The organism is Micromonospora sp. NPDC048930 (genome assembly GCF_043197935.1).
Lineage (GTDB): Bacteria > Actinomycetota > Actinomycetes > Mycobacteriales > Micromonosporaceae > Micromonospora.
In genome coordinates this window covers 135,952-155,308 of the sequence record NZ_JBICUB010000004.1, presented here as the reverse complement: position 1 = coordinate 155,308, position 19,357 = coordinate 135,952, and the positions used below count along the sequence as shown (strand labels likewise).

The following is a 19,357-nucleotide window of genomic DNA, read 5'->3' as shown; positions in this document are numbered from 1 at the left end:
GGTCGCGCCGGTACCGGTACTGCTTCTCCTCCGCGCCCGCCCCCGTCACGCCGCCCCCTTCCGACCTGATGGTCACCCGGCGGGGGCGGCGTGCGCGGGGAAACTCAGCTGACGGCCTCCCCGGCGGGGGCCGGGGCGTCGGCGTCCGCGCGGTGGGCGCGGATCTTGTGGCCGACGCTGGTCAGGCAGCGGCCACTGGCCAGGTCGAACCGCCAGCCGTGCAGCTGGCAGGTGAGCTGGTCGCCGTCGACGATGCCGAACCGGCTCAGGTCCGCCTTCAGGTGCGGGCAGCGGCGCTGCACCACCCAGCCGTCCAGCGTGATGTCCTCGGCGTCGACCGCCCGCTCGTGCTCGTCGTACCAGCCCTCGGCGTACTGGAGGCGCTCCTCGGAGAGGCACTTGAAGAAGGCGTAGACGAACTCGTTGTACTGGCCGATCCGGGCGGCGGAGAAGCGGCAGGAGAGGAAGAGGGAGTTGACCCAGTCCACCTCGCCGATGTGCAGCAGGTGCTCGACCAGCGCGCGCTCGGTGCGGAACCGGTAGCGGACCTTCTCGTCCGCGTACGGCCGGACCTCCTTGCCCGGGAAGTCCACCACGATGGATTCGACGCTCTCCCCGTCGTAGCCGACCAGGTCGAAGCGGACCGGCCCGCCGACCCCCTTGGCCAGGTAGATCGACTCGTCCAGCAGCGGCTCGATCCGGCGCTTCATCTCGCCCAGCACGTCGACCTCGGGGTGCCGCCAGGACGCCTTCTCCGCCTCGATGATCGGGCGCTTGCGCTCCCGCATCTCCTCCAGGTGGGCGACCTTGTTCGCGAAGAACTCCTCGACCGGCACCGGGTGGGTCGTCGTCGTCCCCTCGGTAGTGATCTCCGCGACGCTGCCCGGCAGCAGCACGATGCCGTTGGTGCCGCCGACCTTGGCGTACTCGGCCAGGAAGACCGACTGGTCCGGGAAGATGTTGCCCTCGTCGCCGAAGATGTCGTTGAACTGCCACAGCGTGTCGTCGAGGAAGCACGGCGGGCCGGCGATCGGGAAGACGTGGTCGGCCTTCAGGTCGTCGATGTAGCGCCAGGTGCGGTCGAACTGCCGGTCGCGCTTCTGCTTGCCGAACGCGGTCTTCGCCGCCTGCGGCAGCTCGTAGACCATCGGGTACCAGATGGCGCCGGAGAACTGCAGCATGTGCGCGTGCACGTGGCCCAGCTCGGCGAAGACGCTCAGGTCGGTCGGGCGGGCGTCGTTCTGGTTGAGCAGCCGCACGCCCTCGTACTCCACCCAGAGCGAGGAGTCGCCGATCGGGCCGTCGGTGGGGCTGGTCAGCGCCTGAATCATGATCTTCAGGCCGCCGGGCAGCTCCACGACCTGCTCGTTCGGGGCCTTGAGGAACTTGGTGAAGCCCAGCGCCCGCAGCTCGTCCTCCATCTCCGAGGTGGGGAACTCGGGGAGCAGGACGGTGGCGTCCTTGGAGACGAAGTCCCGCAGGTGCTTCGCGTCGAAGTGGTCGCGGTGCAGGTGCGACACGTAGAGGTAGTCGACCTGACCGAGGGCCGCCCAGTCGAGCTGTGAATTGTCCGGGAAAGGGAACCAGGAGGCGAAATAGGCGGGATTGACCCACGGGTCGCACAGGATGCTGCCCGCGGCCGTGTCGATCCGCATGCTGGCATGTCCCGTACCGGTCACTCGCACCGCAGTCCCCCTCAAAAAGGCAATCAGGCGTACGTCAAGACGCTACCGGAGGCAGTGTGATCGGCGTTCCGCGACGCCGGTAGTGCCCTTCCGACCGCCCCCGACGGGACCATCGGCCCGGGCGCCACTCAGCCCTCGTGGTCCGGACAGCCCGATCAGGGCGGACCCCGCACCGGGCCCGCCACGGGGCGTGCCAGACTAACCGGAGATCCGATCGCGAGGGAAGGACCGACAGTGGCAGGAAGCGAGCCGGTAACCGCGCCAGATCAGCACAAGCCCGGACACCGCAAGTCCGGACGGATCGGGGCGGTGCTGTCGGCGGTGGTGTTGGTGGTCATGGCCTTCTGCGGCAACCACGAGGGCAAGGTCGAGGACATCTGGCTGATCGGGCTCGCCGTGGTGCTGCTGGCCATCGTGATCGGCGACGCGGTGCTGCGCCGCAACGGCCTGCGGTCCTGACCACGGTCACGCTCGACGGCGTACGCGCGAGGGCCCGCCCCCGGTCGGGGGCGGGCCCTCGTCGTCGTTCCCGGCCGGCTCAGCGACCCAGGAGGATGTCCTGCACGTCCTTGAGCGCGGCGTCGACCTCGGCCTCGAAGTAGCCGCCGGGCACCAGCCCGAAGCGCAACGTGTCCAGGTCCTTCGGGTTCACCGGCATCGGGTTGCGGCCCTGCATGCCGCCGAGCAGGCTCTCGAAGAACCGGTCGACCTGGTCCGGGTCGTAGCCGCTGCCGAAGCGACGGACCTGGAAGCTGCGCCGGATCTGGTCCACCCGGTAGAGGTCGCTGCCGGGCGGGCCGGCCATCGGCGGACCCACCATCGGCGGGCCGGACATACCGGGGCCCGGGCCGTAGCCCTGGTCGGGGCCAGGACCGTAGCCCTGGTCGGGGCCGGGGCCGGGCCCGTAGCCCTGGTCGGGGCCAGGACCGTAGCCCTGGTCGGGGCCCGGGCCGGGGCCGTAGCCCTGCTGCGGCAGCGGCGGCGGGCCGGCCGGACCACGGCGCAGGTCACGCAGGTCCCGCTCGGGCATCCGGATCTCGGCGGTCATGTCGGTCCGGCCGGGGTGCCGGCCGGCCTCGAAGCCGTCGAACCGTTCGTCCTGGCCGTAGCCGCCCGGGCCGGGCGGAAGGCCCCGCGACGGCGGGCCGCCGTGGCCCATCGGGCCGGGACCGCCTGGACCCATCGGGCCGGGACCGCCCGGGCCGCGCGGCGGCTCGTAGTTGACCCGCCGGCCCTCGTACCCGCCGGCGGCGAAGGCGCCGGTGGGCTCGTCGTAACGGTTGCCGTAGCGGTCGGCGGGCGGGCCGGGCTGCGTGGGCATCGACCGGGGCGGCATCGGCGGCTGCGGCACGGGCGAGAGACCACGGTCGTCGCGCATCGGCGGGCCGAGCCGGTCGGCCATGCGCGGGTCGCCGCCGCGCCCGCCGGGGACGCCGCCACGCTCCTCCAGCTCGGCCAGTTGCCGCTCGACCCGGTCGAGGTGCAGGTCGACCTGCCACTCGTCGTAGCCGTTGAACCGGACCCGGAAGACGACGTCGTGGACCTCCTGGGAGGCCACGGGCGCGCCGACCGGCTGGCCGGCGAGTGTCGCCTCCACCCGGTCGAGGAAGGCGTCCACCTCGTCGACCTTGTATCCCCGGCGGAGCGCCTTACGCCGGAAACGCTGACCCTGACTCGCCACTATGTCTCCTGGTCTCGTACCGCTACGCCGTCGCGGTGCGTGGCTCGGTGTCCCTGTCCTCGGCGGCCGCGAGCTGCCCACACGCGCCGTCGATCTCGCGCCCCCGGGTGTCCCGCACCGTGGTCGACACCCCGGCGTCGCGCAACCGCCGGACGAACTCCCGCTCGACCGGCTTCGGGCTGGCGTCCCAGCGGCTGCCCGGGGTCGGGTTGAGCGGGATGAGGTTCACGTGGGCCAGCTTGCCGGCCAGCAGCCGCCCGAGCAGATCGGCTCTCCACGGCTGGTCGTTCACGTCCTTGATCATCGCGTACTCGATCGACACGCGACGGCCCGTCGTGGCTGCGTAGTCCCACGCCGCATCCAGCACCTCGGACACCTTCCAGCGCTGGTTGACCGGGACGAGTTCGTCGCGCAGCTCATCATCGGGGGCGTGCAGCGACAACGCAAGGGTCACGGAGAGGTCTTCGCTGGCCAGTCGGCGGATGGCCGGGACCAGGCCAACCGTGGAAACGGTGATGTGCCGCTGGGACAGGCCGAGCCCCTCCGGGGCCGGCGCGACCAGCCGGCGGATCGCCGCCACCACCCGGGAGTAGTTGGCCAGCGGCTCGCCCATGCCCATGAAGACCACGTGCGACAGGCGCGGCGGCGAGCCGGCGACCGCCCCCGAGGCGGCCACCCCGGCGAGGTAGACCGCCTGGTCGACGATCTCCGCCGTGGAGAGGTTGCGGGTCAGCCCGGCCTGGCCGGTGGCGCAGAACGGGCAGGCCATGCCGCAGCCGGCCTGGCTGGAGATGCAGACGGTGACCCGGTCCGGGTAACCCATCAGCACGCTCTCCACCAGCGAGCCGTCGTGCAACCGCCAGAGCGCCTTGCGGGTGGCGCCGTCGTCGCAGGCCAGCTCCCGCACCGGGGTGAGCAGGGTGGGCAGCAGCGACCCGGCCAGCCGCTCGCGGGTGGCGGCCGGCAGATCGGTCATCTGCGCCGGATCGCGCACCAGGCGACCGAAGTAGTGGTTGGAGACCTGCTTCGCGCGGAACCCCGGCTCGCCGAGCTCGGTGACGAGCGCCCGCCGGCCCGGCAGGTCCAGGTCGGCGAGGTGACGGGGCGGCATCGCGGGCCGGCGGCCGCGGGCGTCGGGGTCCACGGGGATCAGGGGGAGGCTCGTCATGGCGCGTCCAGTCTGACACGCCCGGGCCGGGACGCACCCGTCCGTAGGTGCCGAATCGGCCCCGACCGGCCGGTGGATGCGCCCCCGCCCACGTGATTCATCCCTCAGCCCGCCGGTGGCACGATGACCGCCAGCAGCAGGTACGCCGTCGGCACCGCGAAGAGGATCGAGTCGAGCCGGTCCATCAGGCCACCGTGCCCGGGGAGCAGGTTGCTCATGTCCTTCACCCCGAGGTCCCGCTTGATCATCGACTCGGCGAGGTCGCCGAGGACCGCCGCGCAGGAGATCGCCACCCCGAACAGCGCGCCCCACCAGGGGGCGACGTCGAGGAGCAGCCAGAGCAGCAGGGCGCTGCCCGCGGCGGCCGCGGTCACCGACCCGGCGAAGCCCTCCCAGGACTTCTTCGGGCTGATCGTGGGGGCCATCGGGTGCTTGCCGAAGGCGACGCCGGCCGCGTACCCGCCGGTGTCGGAGAGCACCACGGCGACCAGGGTGGCCAGGACCCGCAGGTGGCCGTCCCCGGGCGCGGCGGCCAGCATCGCCGCGAAGCCGCCGAGGAAGGGCACGTAGACCGCGATCAGGGTGGCCGCGGTCAGGTCGCGTTGGTAGTTGCCGGGGCCGTCACCGAGCCGCCAGATCATCGTGCCGAGCACGGTGACCAGCAGGCCGAGGCTGAGCGCGTCCGGACCGGCGAACCAGCCCAGCCCCACGGTGATCACACCACCGGCCATCAGCGGCACCAGCGGCGGACGGGCGCCGCTGCGGCGGACCGCGCGGGCCATCTCCCAGACGCCGATCGCCACCGCGGCGGCGATCACGCCCAGGAACGCCGGCAGGTAGAAGAAGAGCGGCACCACGATCGCCGCGCCGAGGGCCACCCCGACGCCGATCGCGGCCGGCAGGTTGCGGCCCGCCCGGCCGGTCGCCGGCTGGGCGGTCGGCGGGCGGTCCGCGCTGGCCCGGCGCCGGCCCCGCGGGCGCCGGCCGGCCGGCGGTTCCGGGTCGGGCTCGTCCCGGATTGCCGCGAGCTGGGCGGTGGGTTCGTCCCGGACCGGGGGGATCTGGGCCGTCTGGTACTCCTCGTCCGGCCCGCCCGGACGGCCACCCCGCCGGTCGGCGTCGTAGCCCCGGCCACGCGGGTCGGGCTCGTAGCGCCGCTCGCGCGGGTCGGGTTCATGGTGCCGCTCGCGCCGGTCGCGGTCGTAGCCACGGTCTCGGGGGTCGTCGTAGCCACGCTCGCGAGGGTCGTCGTAGCCACGGTCTCGGGGGTCGTCGTAACCGGGGTCGCGGGGGCCGCCGCGGCCCGGGAAGCCCCGGTCCGCGTCCCGGCGGCCGCCGTCGCGGGGGCTCCGCTCGTCGTGGTGGCGCGGCTCGTCGCGCCAGCCGCGGTCGGGACCGGGGGATTCGTCGTACGGGCGGCGGTCGCGCGGGCCGGCGTACCCGTCAGCCGGCCGCCCGTACGGGTCGGCGAGCGGCTGGGGACGGCCGTGCGGTCCGGCGTACGCCTCGGGGCCGGCCGGTTGACGCCAGGGCCCGGGCTCGAGATCGGTCTCCGGCCAGGGCAGCGGGCCCCGGCGCTCCGGCCGGTCCCAGCCGCGCGGCTCGGCGGTGCCGTAGGGGTCGGGGTGGGACATCACGCACCGAGAGACGGTACGAGTGCCACCACATGACGCAAGATCAAGACCATCCCCTACAGGCGCGACTGCTCCGGTTGACCGGCCCGACGGCCGGCCGATTCCCGTCGTTCACCCGGTGGTGGGCGGGAATCGTGCCGAGCCTACTGCACCCGGGAACCCGGCACGGCGGACGATGGCCCCGGGACGACGACGGCACCGGGCCCCGCCACCCCCCGACGGCTCCAGGTCGCGGCGCGGCCTCGGACCGGTCCTCATCCGGTCGTGAGCCCCGCCGAGGCCGGATCGTGGCCGTCGGCCGGGCTGGAGTTGTCGTAGGCGGGGGCGGCGGCACACCGGTGCCGTGGCGGGTACGCGACGGGCCGCTCAGACCTCGAGCAGCTCGTTCTCCTTGTGCTTGACCAGCTCGTCGACGGTGGCGACGAAACGCTGGGTCAGGTCGTCCAGCTCCTTCTCGGCGCGGCGGCCCTCGTCCTCGCCGACCTCGCCGTCCTTGACCAGGCGGTCGAGCTCTTCCTTGCCCTTGCGCCGGATGTTGCGGACGGCGACCTTGGCCTCCTCGCCCTTGTGCCGGGCGACCTTGATCATCTCGCGACGCCGCTCCTCGGTCATCTGCGGGAGCAGGATGCGCAGCTGGTTGCCCTCGTTGTTCGGGTTCACCCCGAGGTCGGAGTCGCGGATCGCCTTCTCCATGGCGCCCAGCTGCGAGTTGTCGTACGGCTTGATGATCACCATGCGCGGCTCGGGAACCGCGATGGAGGCCATCTGGGGCAGCGGCGTCGGGCTGCCGTAGTAGTCGATGACGATCCGGGAGAACATCGCGGCGTTGGCGCGACCGGTACGGATCCCGCCGAACTCCTCCTTGGCGTGCTCGATGGCACGCTCCATCTTCTCCTCGGCCTCGAGGAGGGTGTCGTCGATCACCGGTCTCCTCGCCTCCTTCTGTCGCTCGTCGTGGCTGTGCTGGTGCTGCTGGGTCGGAGGACCGCTGCCGGCTCGGACCGGGCCGTTCAGGCGGTGATCAGCGTGCCGATCTTCTCACCGCCGACGGCCCGGACGATGGTGTCGTCGCCCTGGGCGCCGAAGACCAGCATCGGCAGGCCGTTCTCCATGCAGAGGCTGAACGCGGCGGCGTCGGCCACCCGCAGGTTGCGACGCAGCACCTCGGAGAAGGTGATCGAGTCGAGCTTGCTCGCCGTCGGGTCGATCCGGGGGTCGGCGGTGTAGACCGCGTCCACGCCGTTCTTGCTCATCAGCACCACGTCGGCGCGGATCTCCAGCGCCCGCTGGGCGGCGACGGTGTCGGTGGAGAAGTACGGCATGCCGGCGCCGGCGCCGAAGATGACCACGCGGCCCTTCTCCAGGTGCCGGATCGCGCGCAGCGGGATGTACGGCTCGGCGACCTGGGCCATGGTGATGGCGCTCTGCACCCGGGTCTCGATGCCCTCCTTCTCCAGGAAGTCCTGGAGGGCCAGGCAGTTCATCACCGTGCCGAGCATGCCCATGTAGTCGGCCCGCGCCCGGTCCATGCCGCGCTTCTGCAGCTCGGCGCCGCGGAAGAAGTTGCCCCCGCCGACCACCACGGAGACCTGCACGCCCCGACGGACCACGGTGGCGATCTGCCGGGCGATGCCCTGCACGACGTCCGGGTCGACGCCGATGGCGCCGCCGCCGAAGACCTCACCGGAGAGCTTCAGCACCACCCGGCGGGCCCGGCCGGGCGGAGGGGCGGTCGGATCATCCGCCGCCAGACTCCGGTCACTCACAACCTGCGTCATCCGCCCCGCCCTTTCCGTCGCGCACCCCGTGGGCGCCGCGTACCGCGTAACTGCCGTTGCCGACCCTATGTGACGAGGAGGCCGCGGTGCCTGTCACGTACACCGGCGGCCTCCTCGTCGACGTTTTTCCCTGCCTCCGGGCGCGTCATGCGCCCGGTGGCGCGGCTCAGGCCTGGCCGACCTCGAACCGCAGGAAGCGGGTGACCTCGATGCCGGCCTCGGCCAGCACCTGCTTCACCGTCTTCTTGTTGTCGGCGACCGAGGCCTGCTCGACCAGGACGAAGTCCTTGAAGAAGGCGTTCACCCGGCCCTCGACGATCTTCGGCAGCGCCGCCTCGGGCTTGTTCTCCTCGCGGGCGGTCTGCTCGGCGATGCGCCGCTCCGACTCGACGACGTCGGCCGGGACCTCGTCGCGGGTCAGGTACTTCGGCCGCATGGCGGCGATCTGCATGGCGACACCGCGGGCGTCGGCGTCGGCGGCCTCGTCGGTCTTGCCGGCGTACTGCACCAGCACGCCGACGGCCGGCGGCAGGTCCTGGCTCTTGCGGTGCAGGTAGACGGCGGTGGTGCCGTCGAGCTTGGCGAAGCGGTTGAGCACCAGCTTCTCGCCGATCTTGGCGGACTGCTCCTGGATCAGGTCGGCCACCGGCTTGCCGTCGATGGTGCTGGCGAGCAGCTCCTCGGCGTTGCTCACGCCGCTCTTCTCGCCGTGCTCGACCAGCTGCTGGGCCAGGGCGATGAAGGCGTCGTTCTTGGCGACGAAGTCGGTCTCGCAGTTGAGCTCCAGCAGCGACGTGCCGGAGTGCGCGATCAGCCCGTTGGCGGCGGTGCGGCCGGCCCGCTTGCCGACGTCCTTGGCACCCTTGACGCGCAGGATCTCGATGGCCTTGTCGAAGTCGCCCTCGGCCTCGGTCAGCGCCTTCTTGGAGTCCATCATGCCGGCGCCGGTGAGGTCGCGGAGCTTCTTGACGTCCGCGGCGGTGAAGTTGGACATGACTCTCTCTTCGGTGATTGAGACTGCGTGGGATGGTCTGGCTGCCGGTTACCCGGATCCGGGCCGGTTGTGCCCGGCGTACCCGTCGCGCCCCACCGGCCGGGAAATCGGACGGTGGGGACGCGACGGCGCGATCACTCCGCGGCGGCGGTCGCCGGCTGCTCGTCGGCCTTCTTCGGCTCCTCGAGCAGCTCGCGCTCCCACTCGGCCAGCGGCTCGTCGGCGCCGACCTGACCCGGCTCGGGCTTCTCGTCGGTGCCGCGGCCGCGGCCGGAGCGGGCGATCAGACCGTCGGCGACGGCGGCGGCGACGACCTTGGTCAGCAGCTCGGCCGAGCGGATGGCGTCGTCGTTGCCCGGGATCGGGAAGTCGACCTCGTCCGGGTCGCAGTTGGTGTCGAGCACGGCGATCACCGGGATGCCCAGCTTGCGGGCCTCGTCGACGGCGATGTGCTCCTTCTTGGTGTCGACCACCCAGACCGCGGCCGGGAGCTTCTGCATGTCCCGCAGACCACCGAGGGTCTTGGTCAGCTTCTCCTTCTCGCGGGAGAGCTGCAGGGTCTCCTTCTTGGTGTAACCGGCGGCGGTGCCGCTCAGGTCACCCAGGGCCTCCAGCTCCTTCATCCGCTGGAGCCGCTTGTACACCGTCTGGAAGTTGGTCAGCATGCCGCCGAGCCAGCGGTGGTTCACGTACGGCTGGCCGACCCGGGTCGCCTGCTCGGCGATGGCCTCCTGGGCCTGCTTCTTGGTGCCGACGAAGAGGATGCTGCCACCCCCGGCGACGGTGTTGCGCACGAAGTCGTACGCCTTCTCGATGTAGTCGAGGGTCTGGCGCAGGTCGATGATGTAGATACCGTTGCGCTCGGTGAAGATGAAGCGCTTCATCTTCGGGTTCCAGCGGCGGGTCTGGTGCCCGAAGTGGACACCGCTCTCCAGCAGCTGGCGCATGGTCACGACGGCCATGGTGGGTACTCCTAGTTTGTCCCTGGTTGTCCCGTCCGACCGGCGGCCGGACGCCTGGCGCCCGGTCGCCGGCCATGGTGGGCCCGACCAAGATCGGGACCAGGGAGGCCGTCGCCCCACGAGAGGTCCGTGGAGAGGGCACGCGAGGTCGACCGCGCGAGGCGGTCGCCAGTCGACCAGTGTACGCCCCTTCTCCGCGCCCCGGTCCCGGGGTGCGGGAACGCCCCATTTCGGGCACCTCCGGCGACCGCCGCCGGGCCGGCTTCGTGATCGACTCCGGCTCCCGCAGGCCGGGGCATCCGGACCGCGGCGACACCGCTACCTGCCGCGGAGTGGATCATCACCCCATCCGGCGCTCGCCGGCCCTGGGAAGCAGGTCAGCGGGCCGCGAGCGCCGCGGCGACGAAGAGCACCAGACCGACGGTCAGGTACGCCGTCGGGGGCCGGAGCCAGCCCCGGCTGCCGTCGGCGAGCGCCAGCCCGCCGGTGCGCAGCCCGTACAGCCCGGCACCGAAGATCGGCAGCCCGACCACCAGGAAGGTGCCCACCACGACGTGCGACGCGGAGACCGGGTCGCCCGTGACGCCGTGCGCCAGCACCCGCAGCGCCGGGATCTCCAGGACCAGCACCAGTACGGCCAGCAGCACCGCGAGGGCCGGGCGGCGGGTCCGGTAGACCCCGTCCCCCGGGGGCGGCGCGTCGAACCGGGGCGGCACCGACGGCATCGGGCCGGTCGGCATCTCCAGCGGGTGCGGTACGACGGCCGGATCAGTCGGCTGCGGGCCGGGCCGCTCCCCCACGGTCAGCGAGGTGGGCCTGCCGTTGCCCGGGCGGTCGGGGATCGGGGGCGGGGCGGCCAGGGTCGGTTCGGCGGGGCGGCCCGGATCGACGATCGGGTAGCCGCCCACCGACCCGGGCCGCAGCGGATCCACGCCGCCGTCCCGCGCCACGACGCCGTCGCCGGCCTCGTGGGCAGCTCGGCGGCCACCGTGCTCGCCGGGCAGTTCGCCGGAGATCTCCGCCGGGTCCGCCGCGCGGCGCGCCCGCCAGCCCTCGCGGTCGTCGCCCAGCGGGTCGGCCGCGCCGAACCGCCCGGCGTCGCCGTACCGCCCCTCGCCGGAGCCGCGCTGCTCCGGCGTGCGGAAGTCGTCGTCGCGGTAGCGCGGCTCGCCGGCCGCGCGCCAGTCCGGCTCGGCGTACCCGTGGTCGCCCCAGTGCGACCCCTGCTGGTCCTCGGGAAAGCTCCGTCGTCCGTCCACGACCGGCACGGTATGCGACCGGCCCCACCCGCACCATCCGCCCCCCGGGTCGCGTCGGCGCTGGTCAATGCCGGTCGGCGGGTCCGGGCGCGGTTGACTAGCACGGCAGCCTCATGATCGTCCGCCCGTCCACAACCGGCCCCGTCGTCCACAGGTGGTGCGCCGGGGGCGGTGGCAGCGGTCCGGCCGAACGCACCCTGGCCGGCATGACGAAGCGGAACCAGGCCGTCGGCGCGTACGGCGAGCGGTGCGCGGTCCGGCACCTCATCGAGGCGGGACTGCGCCCGGTCGCCCGGAACTGGCGCTGCCCCGACGGGGAGATCGACATCATCGCCTGGGAGGGTGAGGTGCTCGCCTTCTGCGAGGTGAAGACCCGCCGTACGGACGACTTCGGCACCCCGGCGGAGGCGGTGGTGCCGGCGAAGGCGCGGCGGCTGCGCGGCCTCGCCGCGCGCTGGCTGGCCGAGACCGGCACCAGCGCCGACGAGGTCCGCTTCGACGTGCTCGCCGTCCGGCTCCCCGCCGCTGGCCCGGCCCGGGTCGAGCACCTGAAGGGCGCGTTCTGAGATGAGCTACGCGAAGGTGCTCTGCGTCGGCCTCGTCGGGGTGACCGGACACGTCGTGGAGGTGGAGGCGGATCTCGCCCCGGGACTGCCGGGCGTGGTCATCTCCGGGCTGCCCGACACGGCCCTGCACGAGGCCCGCGACCGGGTCCGCGCCGCCATCGTGAACTCCGGCCAGAAGTGGCCGAACCGGCGGATCACCCTCAACCTGCTCCCGGCCACCCTGCCCAAGTACGGATCCGCGTTCGACCTGGCCATCGCGGCGGCCGTGCTCGGCGGCTCGGGCGAACTGCCGCTGCTGCCGCTGGACCGGACGGTGGTCCTCGGCGAGCTCGGGCTCGACGGCACCGTCCGCCCGGTCCGGGGCGTGCTGCCGATGGTGGCCGCGGCCGCGCGGGCCGGGCTGGACCGGGTGGTGGTGCCGGTGGGCAACGCCGCCGAGGCGGCGGTCATCCCCGGTGTCCGGGTCCGGGCGGTCGACACCCTGCACCGGCTGGTCGGGTTCGTCCGCGACGGCAGCCCGCTGCTGCCGCCGCCCGATGCCGAGCCGATCCCCGCCGGGGACGGGCCGGACCTGGCCGAGGTGGCCGGGCAGCGGCTCGGCCGGCGGGCCGTGGAGGTGGCGGCCGCCGGCGGTCACCACCTGGCCCTGCTCGGCCCGCCCGGCGCCGGCAAGACCATGCTGGCGGAACGACTCCCGTCGATCCTGCCCGAGCTGGACGACGAGGCCGCCCTCGAGGTCACCGCGCTGCACTCCATCGCCGGCCTGCTCCCGCCCGGGGGACGGTTGCTGCGCCGGCCGCCGTTCCAGGCGCCGCACCACACCGCGACGGTGCCGTCGCTGGTCGGCGGCGGGTCCGGCCTCGCCCGCCCGGGGGCGGTGTCGCTGGCCCACCGTGGGGTGCTCTTCCTCGACGAGGCGCCCGAGTTCAGCAAGGCGGCGCTGGAGGCGCTGCGCCAGCCGCTGGAGAGCGGCCTGGTACGGGTCGCCCGGACCCGGGGCGGCACCGAGTACCCGGCCCGGACACAGCTGGTGCTGGCCGCCAACCCCTGCCCCTGCGCGAAGCCCTCCGGCGACGCCGACTGCGAGTGCACTCCCCTGGCCCGGCGGCGTTACCTGGGCCGGCTCTCCGGGCCCCTGCTGGACCGGGTCGACGTGCAGGTCCGGCTGCTGCCCGTACGCGCCGCGGAGCTGCTGGAGACCGGCACGCCGAGCGAGTCGTCCGGGATCGTGGCCGCCCGGGTCGCCGCCGCGCGTCGGGCCGCCGCGACGCGCTGGGCGGACACCGGTCGCCGGGTGAACGCCGACATCCCTGGCCCGTACCTGCGCCAATCGCCCTGGCGGCTGCCCGGACGGGACACCCGGGAACTGCGCAAACGGCTGGACTCCGGGTCGCTGTCGGCACGGGGGTTCGACCGGGTGGTCCGGCTCGCCTGGACCATCGCCGACCTCGACGGGCGGGACCGCCCGGACGGCGGGGACATCGCCGAGGCCATCCACCTGCGCATGGGAGACGGCGCATGACCGCCACGGAGGACGTACGGCTGGCCCGGGTCGCGCTGACCTGGCTGGCCGAGCCGGGCACCTGGGCGGTGCACCGGCTGGTGGACGAGCTCGGTCCGGTCGCCGCGCTGGACCTGCTCCTCGACGGCGGGGCACCGGACCGGGCGCTCCGGTCGGCGGTCGCGGTCCGGTCCGCCGGGGAGGACGTCCGGGCGGTCGCCGAGCAGGCGCTGGCCCGCACCGAGCGGCTCGGCGCACGGCTGGTCACCCCCGAGGACGACGAGTGGCCCGTCCGGGTCGCCGAGCTGCGGCGGCTCCGGCTGGCCGGGACCAACCGCAAGGTCGACCTGGAGACCGCACCGCCGCTCTGCCTCTGGGCGCGGGGCGCCTGGCCGCTGGCCCAGGCGTTCGACCGGTCGGTGGCCGTGGTGGGTGCCCGGGCCGCCACGCCGTACGGCACGCACGTCGCCACCGAGCTGGGTTACGGGCTGGCCGACCGCGGCTGGACCGTGGTGTCCGGCGGGGCCTTCGGCATCGACTCGGCCGCGCACCGCGGCGCGCTGACCGCCGGCGGGCTCACGGTGGCGGTGCTGGCGTGCGGACTGGACCGTCCCTACCCGATGGGCAACACGGCGCTGTTCGACCGGATCGCGGAGACCGGCCTGCTGGTGAGCGAGTGGATGCCGGGCGCCGAGCCGCTGCGGCCCCGGTTCCTCATCCGCAACCGGGTCATCGCGGCTGCCACCCTCGGCACGGTGCTGGTGGAGGCGGCGGCGCGCAGCGGCGCCACCCAGACCCTGAACCGGGCGATCGGCGTGCTCCGGCCCGGGATGGTGGTGCCGGGCCCGGTCACCTCGGCCATGTCCGTCGGCGCGCACGAGCTGCTGCGCGAGGAGCCCAAGGCACGGTTGGTCACCGGGATCGCCCACGTGCTGGAGGAGGTGGGTCGGATCGGTCACGACCTCGCCCCGCCGGCCCGGGCGCCGGAACGTCTCCGGGACCGGCTCGACGACGAGGCCACCCAGGTGCTGGAGGCGCTGCCCCGGCGCAAGACCCTCGCCCTGGAGAGCGTCGCCACGCGCGCCGGGGTGGAGCTGCGCACCGCCATGCGGAAGCTGTCCATGCTGGAGGAACTCGGCTTCGTGGTCCGCCGCGACGACGGTTACGCCCTGGCCCCGTCCGGGGCGAGCCGACCGGCCTGAGTCAGTCCACCTCGAAGCGGATCTCGACGTCCCGGGTGTTCAGGCACCGTCGGGCGAGCAGCCCGAGCCGCCGGACCTGCTCGACCTCCGCCGGCGTCCGGGCCACCTCGGCGAGGCAGCGCAGCTCGGCGAGCAGCTGCGTGGCGGAACCGGCGCCCACCACCAGTTCGCCGAGCGGGTCGACCCGGTCCAGCAGCGGCGTACGTCCCCCGCCCCGCACCCGCTTGAGCAGGTCCAGCAGCACGTCGTCGGGGTCCGCCACCACCTCGGACGCGACGTACGACGGCCGGCGGCGGGCGGGTCCGGCGCGCACCAGCCGGTAGAGGACGGCATCCACACCCACGTCGGGTCCCCCTCCTCACGTGGGCGCCGCTTCCCCGGGATCGACGCCCGTTCCGTACGACTCGCGGTATCACCCTTCCGCGCCACCGCCCCGGGGCGCATGCCGTCGGTCACCACCCCGACTGCTCCCACGCTGCGGGAGGCACCTGTGCCGCTGGCGCCGGCAGCCGGGGGTCCGTCGTACCCGGCGCGGCCGCCACCGTCCTTTTCGTATGAACAGTTTCCCCTGTCCAGCCCCGGTTCGGCCACCCCGCACGGCGCGCCGCTCCGCGGCGACGACGCGGACCGGCTCCCGGGCGTCCGGCGGCGGTCATTGAACGGTCAGTCCGCCCGCATCGCGGGACATGCTCCGGTGGCGCACGGCCGCCCGGACCGAGCCTTCTTGCCGCGTCGATCTCGATCAGGATCGGCCGACCAGGTGTCCGACGGCAACGGGAACCGGCAGCCGGGCGGACTGGCGGCGCCGGCGACCAGCCGAGCCGGCACCCGCGCCGTAGGCTGGGCCAATGCCCGCCGACAGCAGCACGCGCCCCGGCACCGCCGGGTGTCACCGGCGGCCCGGCCACGGCAAGCCACTTCCCGGGGCCGGCCGGTACGCACGACAGGCCGGCGGGGCGGGCCGGTGAGCGGCACCCGGGCCGTCCACGAGGGGCTGCCGCCGGCGATGCGGGAGGCGGTGGACGACTTCGCCGATCACCTCGCCCGGGTTCGCAACCGGTCGGCGCACACCGTGCGGGCGTACGTCACCGATCTGGTCTCCCTGCTCGACCACGCGGTGCGGATGGGCTGCGCCGACCTGTCGGAGCTGGACCTCACGGCGCTGCGGAGCTGGTTGGCGAAACAGCGGACGATGGGCGCGGCGCGGACGTCCCTGGCCCGTCGGGCCGCCTCGGCACGGGCATTCAGCGCCTGGGCGCACCGCGCCGGCCTGCTCCCCACCGACGTGGCCGCCGCCCTGGCCAGCCCCCGGGCCCACCGGGAGCTGCCCACCGTCCTGCGGGCCGACCAGGCTGCCGCGCTGATGGACGCCCCGCGCCGGGCCGAGGAGCGGGCGCCGGGCGACGCGGACAGCGGACCGAACGAGGCCGCCGGCACGGACTCCGGCCGGCAGCCGCGAACCCCGCCGGACAGCGGAACGGGACACACGCCGGACGGCGGGGCGGAGCACGCCTCGGACGGCCCGGCGGTCGAGGAGGCGGTGCTGCTGCGCGACCGGCTGCTGCTCGAGCTGCTCTACGGGACCGGGGTGCGCGTCAGCGAAGCGTGCGGCCTCGACCTCACCGACGTCGACCACGCCCGCCGGGTGGTCCGCGTGCTCGGCAAGGGCGGGCGGGAGCGGGCCGTGCCGTACGGGGTGCCGGCCCAGCGCGCGCTGGACGGGTGGCTCGGCCGGGGCAGGCCGGCCCTGGCCGGTCCCGGCTCGGGATCGGCGCTGCTGCTCGGGGCGCGAGGCGGGCGGCTCAACCCGACCACCGCCCGCCGGATCGTCGCCGGGTACGCCGAAGCCGCCGGCCTGCCCCGGACGACCCCGCACGGGCTGCGGCACTCGGCCGCCACCCATCTGCTGGAGGGCGGCGCGGACCTGCGGGCCGTACAGGAGCTGCTCGGCCACTCCTCCCTGGCCAGTACCCAGATCTACACGCACGTGTCGGTGGAACGGCTGCGCACGGCGTACCGGCAGGCGCATCCGCGGGCCTGACCGGCGACATCGAGCGCCGAGCCGGGCGAGCCGGGGCGGCAGGTAGTCGGGCTGGTCGGTGAGGCCGGCGGCGTCCGGGACCGCGGGCGGCCGGCACCGGCGATCCGGCGTCCGCGTCGACGCCGTCCCGCTCCGGCGCGAACCCTCGGACCATGCGCCCGGCGCCTGGCTGCGGGGCGGGTGGGCGAGGCGGCGGAACCGCGAGTTGATGATCCACGACGGGCTACGATCGGCGGATGACGGTCCCGCAGCCGCCCGAGCCGATCCCCGGGGCTCGGCTGCTCTTCTCCCTCGACCCGTCGGTCAGCCACCTCAACCACGGATCGTTCGGCGCGGTACCGATCGGCGTGCAGCGCGCCCAGCAGCGGCTGCGCGACGAGATGGAGGCGAACCCGCTGCGCTTCTTCACCCAGGGCCTCGTCGACCGGATCACCCACACCCGGCGGCACCTGGCCGCGTTCCTGGGCGCGGACCCGGACGGCACGGCGCTGGTGGGCAACGCCACGACGGGCGTGGCCGTGGTGCTCCAGTCGCTCGGCCTGCGCCCCGGCGACGAGGTGCTGACCACCGACCACGGCTACGGCGCGGTCGGCTTCTCGGTGGAGCGGGAGTGCCGCCGGACCGGGGCGGTGTCCCGGTTGGTGCCGGTGCCGCTGGCCGCCACGGACGAGGAGGTGGTCGAGATCATCCGGGCCGGCCTGCGGCCGGGGCGTACGAAGCTGCTGATCGTCGACCAGATCACCTCGCCCACCGCCCGGCTCTTCCCGGCCGCCGCGATCGTCGGCGTGGCCCGGGAGCACGGGGTGCCGGTGCTGGTCGACGCGGCGCACGCCCCGGGCATGCTGCCGATCACGGTCGCCTCGATCGGCGCCGACTTCTGGGTCGGCAATCTGCACAAGTGGGCGTACGCGCCCCGGGGCACCGCGGCGCTGGTGGTGGCCGAGCCGTGGCGGGAGCGGATCCAGCCCCTGGTGGTCTCCTGGGAGCAGGGCAGCGGCTTCCCGACCCGGGTCGAATGGCAGGCGACGCTGGACTACACCTCCTGGCTGGCCGCCCCGGTCGGGCTGTTCACCCTGCGCAGCCTCGGCCTGGACCGGGTACGCGCGCACAACGCCGCGCTGGCCGCGTACGGGCAACGGGTGGTCGGGGACGCGCTCGGGGTCTCGCCGGCCGACCTGCCCGATCCCGGCGGACCGGCGGTCGCCATGCGGCTCGTTCCGCTGCCGCCCGGGATCGCCACCACGATCGACGCGGCGCGGGTGCTGCGTGCCCGGATCGCGGACCAGCTCGCCGCCGAGGTGTCGGTGGCCGGCTGGAACGGCCGGGGCTGGTTGCGCCTCTGCGGTCAGGTCTACAACAAGCCGGACGAGTACGACCGGCTGGCCGCCGGCCTCCCCGCGCTGCTCGCCCAGGCCTGATCCGCGGCGGCGCCCCCGATGACGCCGGGCGCCACGTCGGCGCCCGCGATGACGCCAGGTGCCGAGCCGACGCCGCCGGGTGCCGCGCCGGGCGGGGTGAGGTCGTCCGGGTCGAGTGGGAGCAGCCGGACCGGGCCGAGGCCGAGCAGGGCGAGCGGGTCGAGGTACTCCTCGCCCCGGCGCAGCCCCCAGTGCAGGCACGCCGCGGTGGGGCAGCCGGGGTGGCCGGCGAGCAGGGTGCCGATCGGCGTGCCGGCGTCCACCCGGGCGCCGGCGGGCAGCCCGGGGCGTACCGGTTCGTAGGTGGTCCGCAGCCCGTCGGCGTGCCCGACGGTGACCACCGGGCGCCCGGCGACCGGGCCGGCGAAGAGGACGACGCCGGGGCCGGCGGCGTGGACCGCGGTCCCCGGGCCGGCGGCGAGGTCCACGCCCCGGTGACCGGGCAGCCACGGCTGCGGCGGCGGGTCGAAGCGGCGCACCGGTCGGGGCGTGCCGGCAAGCGGCCACCGGAACCGGGTGGCCGGGCCGCCGGCGGCAAGGCCGGCCGCGGCGCGGCCGCTCGGCGCAGGACCGGCCGACGCAGGCTCGACGGACACCGGGACGACGAGCACCAGGGCACAGGAGACCGGGACGAGCCGGCGCAACAGGTTCCGCACGCCCGGCACCCTGCCGCAGGCCCACCACCCCTGGCCAGCGCGGAAGAGAACCACTGTGGACAGGGATCCCGCTGTGGACGGCCCCCCGCGCGGGAAACCGATCTGGTAGGCGGCCCACCTATGCTGGCCGCGTGACGAAGGACTGGTACGCCTGGCACGCCGACTACGACCAGCCGGAATCGGCCCTGTCCCGAAGGGTGGCCGAGCTGCGGCACCGGATCCGCGAGGCGCTGGACCAGGCGCCGCCCGGTCCGCTGCGGGCGATCAGCCTCTGTGCCGGCCAGGGGCAGGACCTGATCCCGGTGCTCGCCGCCCACCCGCGGCGCGACGACGTGACCGCCCGCCTGGTCGAGTTGGACCCGCGCAACGCCGAGGTGGCCCGCCGGGCCGCCGCCGAGGCCGGCCTGACCGGGGTGGAGGTCGTGGTCGGGGACGCCGCCCGGACCGACCGGTACGCCGACCTGGTGCCGGCGGACCTCGTGCTGGTCTGTGGCGTCTTCGGCAACATCGTCGACGCGGACATCCGGAACACGGTCCGGCACTGCGCCGCGCTCTGCGCCACCGGCGGCACGGTGTTCTGGACCCGGCACCGACGCGAGCCGGACCTGGTGCCCGCCATCTGCGACTGGTTCGCCGAGGAGGGCTTCGCGCCTATCGCGGTGAGCAGCCCCGCCGACTGGGTCGGGGTGGGTGTGCACCGCTTCACCGGCCCGCCCCGCCCGCTGGAGGCCGGCGCGACCATGTTCGAGTTCGTCGGCTACGACCGCCTCACCCACCCCTGAGCCTCGAACCGCCGCACCCAGCCCTGATCA

18 protein-coding genes are annotated in these 19,357 nt (G+C 74.3%); 7 read left to right on the top strand and 11 right to left on the bottom strand.

Annotated elements, in window-relative coordinates; translation table 11 throughout:
- Positions 1 to 104: 104 nt before the first annotated feature.
- The gene (locus tag ACGFI9_RS12880) at positions 105 to 1,685 is read right to left on the bottom strand and encodes a Rieske 2Fe-2S domain-containing protein (RefSeq protein ID WP_393178128.1); all 1,581 of its coding nucleotides are present in this window, start codon (positions 1,683 to 1,685) and stop codon (positions 105 to 107) included.
- Between the two features lie 234 nt (positions 1,686 to 1,919).
- On the opposite strand from ACGFI9_RS12880, the gene ACGFI9_RS12875 reads away from it, so the two are divergent.
- Positions 1,920 to 2,144 (top strand): DUF2631 domain-containing protein, encoded by a 225-nt coding sequence (locus tag ACGFI9_RS12875; RefSeq protein WP_393178127.1) that lies wholly within the window; start codon positions 1,920 to 1,922, stop codon positions 2,142 to 2,144.
- A gap of 79 nt (positions 2,145 to 2,223) precedes the next feature.
- Here ACGFI9_RS12875 and ACGFI9_RS12870 read toward each other — a convergent pair whose 3' ends face one another.
- The 8 genes from ACGFI9_RS12870 to ACGFI9_RS12835 form a co-directional block, all read right to left on the bottom strand.
- A complete protein-coding gene (locus tag ACGFI9_RS12870; RefSeq protein WP_393178126.1) occupies positions 2,224 to 3,366 on the bottom strand; it encodes a DivIVA domain-containing protein in 1,143 nt (380 codons plus the stop codon).
- Positions 3,367 to 3,388: 22 nt separating this feature from the next.
- On the bottom strand, positions 3,389 to 4,534 hold the full coding sequence (gene rlmN / locus ACGFI9_RS12865) for a 23S rRNA (adenine(2503)-C(2))-methyltransferase RlmN (protein ID WP_393178125.1): 1,146 nt from the start codon (positions 4,532 to 4,534) through the stop codon (positions 3,389 to 3,391).
- 104 nt (positions 4,535 to 4,638) lie between these two features.
- Complete coding sequence (locus ACGFI9_RS12860; RefSeq protein WP_393178124.1) at positions 4,639 to 6,168, bottom strand: phosphatidate cytidylyltransferase; 1,530 nt, start codon at positions 6,166 to 6,168, stop codon at positions 4,639 to 4,641.
- Positions 6,169 to 6,534: 366 nt separating this feature from the next.
- Positions 6,535 to 7,092 carry a ribosome recycling factor gene (gene frr, locus ACGFI9_RS12855; RefSeq protein WP_148794906.1) on the bottom strand — a complete coding sequence of 186 codons (558 nt, stop codon included), beginning with the start codon at positions 7,090 to 7,092 and terminating at the stop codon, positions 6,535 to 6,537.
- A gap of 86 nt (positions 7,093 to 7,178) precedes the next feature.
- The gene (gene pyrH / locus ACGFI9_RS12850; RefSeq protein ID WP_091190591.1) at positions 7,179 to 7,946 is read right to left on the bottom strand and encodes a UMP kinase; all 768 of its coding nucleotides are present in this window, start codon (positions 7,944 to 7,946) and stop codon (positions 7,179 to 7,181) included.
- A gap of 166 nt (positions 7,947 to 8,112) precedes the next feature.
- Positions 8,113 to 8,940, bottom strand: coding sequence for a translation elongation factor Ts (gene tsf, locus ACGFI9_RS12845; protein WP_393178123.1), 828 nt, complete (start codon positions 8,938 to 8,940; stop codon positions 8,113 to 8,115).
- Positions 8,941 to 9,074: 134 nt separating this feature from the next.
- Complete coding sequence (gene rpsB, locus ACGFI9_RS12840; protein ID WP_393178122.1) at positions 9,075 to 9,902, bottom strand: 30S ribosomal protein S2; 828 nt, start codon at positions 9,900 to 9,902, stop codon at positions 9,075 to 9,077.
- A 377-nt stretch (positions 9,903 to 10,279) separates the two neighbouring features.
- Complete coding sequence (locus ACGFI9_RS12835) at positions 10,280 to 11,170, bottom strand: hypothetical protein (protein WP_393178121.1); 891 nt, start codon at positions 11,168 to 11,170, stop codon at positions 10,280 to 10,282.
- Between the two features lie 197 nt (positions 11,171 to 11,367).
- Here ACGFI9_RS12835 and ACGFI9_RS12830 point away from each other — a divergent pair, with 197 nt between their 5' ends.
- The 3 genes from ACGFI9_RS12830 to ACGFI9_RS12820 are packed head-to-tail and all read left to right on the top strand — an operon-like array spanning position 11,368 to position 14,430.
- A complete protein-coding gene (locus ACGFI9_RS12830; RefSeq protein ID WP_393178120.1) occupies positions 11,368 to 11,727 on the top strand; it encodes a YraN family protein in 360 nt (119 codons plus the stop codon).
- Between the two features lies 1 nt (position 11,728).
- The gene (locus ACGFI9_RS12825; protein ID WP_393178119.1) at positions 11,729 to 13,249 is read left to right on the top strand and encodes a YifB family Mg chelatase-like AAA ATPase; all 1,521 of its coding nucleotides are present in this window, start codon (positions 11,729 to 11,731) and stop codon (positions 13,247 to 13,249) included.
- Positions 13,246 to 14,430, top strand: coding sequence for a DNA-processing protein DprA (locus ACGFI9_RS12820; RefSeq protein WP_393178118.1), 1,185 nt, complete (start codon positions 13,246 to 13,248; stop codon positions 14,428 to 14,430). Before ACGFI9_RS12825 ends, ACGFI9_RS12820 begins: the two co-directional genes overlap by 4 nt.
- Position 14,431: 1 nt before the next feature.
- On the opposite strand, the gene ACGFI9_RS12815 is transcribed toward ACGFI9_RS12820, so the two are convergent.
- A complete protein-coding gene (locus tag ACGFI9_RS12815) occupies positions 14,432 to 14,773 on the bottom strand; it encodes a hypothetical protein (protein ID WP_393178117.1) in 342 nt (113 codons plus the stop codon).
- A gap of 663 nt (positions 14,774 to 15,436) precedes the next feature.
- Between ACGFI9_RS12815 and ACGFI9_RS12810 the strand changes: the two genes are divergently transcribed.
- Positions 15,437 to 16,471, top strand: a complete 1,035-nt coding sequence (locus ACGFI9_RS12810) for a tyrosine-type recombinase/integrase (RefSeq protein ID WP_393178463.1) — start codon at positions 15,437 to 15,439, stop codon at positions 16,469 to 16,471.
- 236 nt (positions 16,472 to 16,707) lie between these two features.
- Positions 16,708 to 17,889, top strand: a complete 1,182-nt coding sequence (locus ACGFI9_RS12805) for an aminotransferase class V-fold PLP-dependent enzyme (RefSeq protein ID WP_393178116.1) — start codon at positions 16,708 to 16,710, stop codon at positions 17,887 to 17,889.
- Here the strand turns inward: ACGFI9_RS12805 and ACGFI9_RS12800 are convergent.
- On the bottom strand, positions 17,823 to 18,545 hold the full coding sequence (locus ACGFI9_RS12800; RefSeq protein WP_393178115.1) for a murein hydrolase activator EnvC family protein: 723 nt from the start codon (positions 18,543 to 18,545) through the stop codon (positions 17,823 to 17,825). The genes ACGFI9_RS12805 and ACGFI9_RS12800 overlap by 67 nt on opposite strands.
- Before the next feature lie 131 nt (positions 18,546 to 18,676).
- On the opposite strand from ACGFI9_RS12800, the gene ACGFI9_RS12795 reads away from it, so the two are divergent.
- The gene (locus tag ACGFI9_RS12795) at positions 18,677 to 19,327 is read left to right on the top strand and encodes a methyltransferase domain-containing protein (protein ID WP_393178114.1); all 651 of its coding nucleotides are present in this window, start codon (positions 18,677 to 18,679) and stop codon (positions 19,325 to 19,327) included.
- Positions 19,328 to 19,357: the final 30 nt, after the last annotated feature.

Coding starts and splice junctions, on each gene's coding strand:
- rpsB (WP_393178122.1), bottom strand. CDS start 9,902: ATGGCCGTCGTGACCATGCGCCAGCTGCTGGAGAGCGGTGTCCACTTC.
- rlmN (WP_393178125.1), bottom strand. CDS start 4,534: ATGACGAGCCTCCCCCTGATCCCCGTGGACCCCGACGCCCGCGGCCGC.
- ACGFI9_RS12805 (WP_393178116.1), top strand. CDS start 16,708: ATGACGGTCCCGCAGCCGCCCGAGCCGATCCCCGGGGCTCGGCTGCTC.
- ACGFI9_RS12860 (WP_393178124.1), bottom strand. CDS start 6,168: ATGTCCCACCCCGACCCCTACGGCACCGCCGAGCCGCGCGGCTGGGAC.
- ACGFI9_RS12825 (WP_393178119.1), top strand. CDS start 11,729: ATGAGCTACGCGAAGGTGCTCTGCGTCGGCCTCGTCGGGGTGACCGGA.
- ACGFI9_RS12810 (WP_393178463.1), top strand. CDS start 15,437: ATGCGGGAGGCGGTGGACGACTTCGCCGATCACCTCGCCCGGGTTCGC.
- ACGFI9_RS12820 (WP_393178118.1), top strand. CDS start 13,246: ATGACCGCCACGGAGGACGTACGGCTGGCCCGGGTCGCGCTGACCTGG.
- ACGFI9_RS12830 (WP_393178120.1), top strand. CDS start 11,368: ATGACGAAGCGGAACCAGGCCGTCGGCGCGTACGGCGAGCGGTGCGCG.
- pyrH (WP_091190591.1), bottom strand. CDS start 7,946: ATGACGCAGGTTGTGAGTGACCGGAGTCTGGCGGCGGATGATCCGACC.
- tsf (WP_393178123.1), bottom strand. CDS start 8,940: ATGTCCAACTTCACCGCCGCGGACGTCAAGAAGCTCCGCGACCTCACC.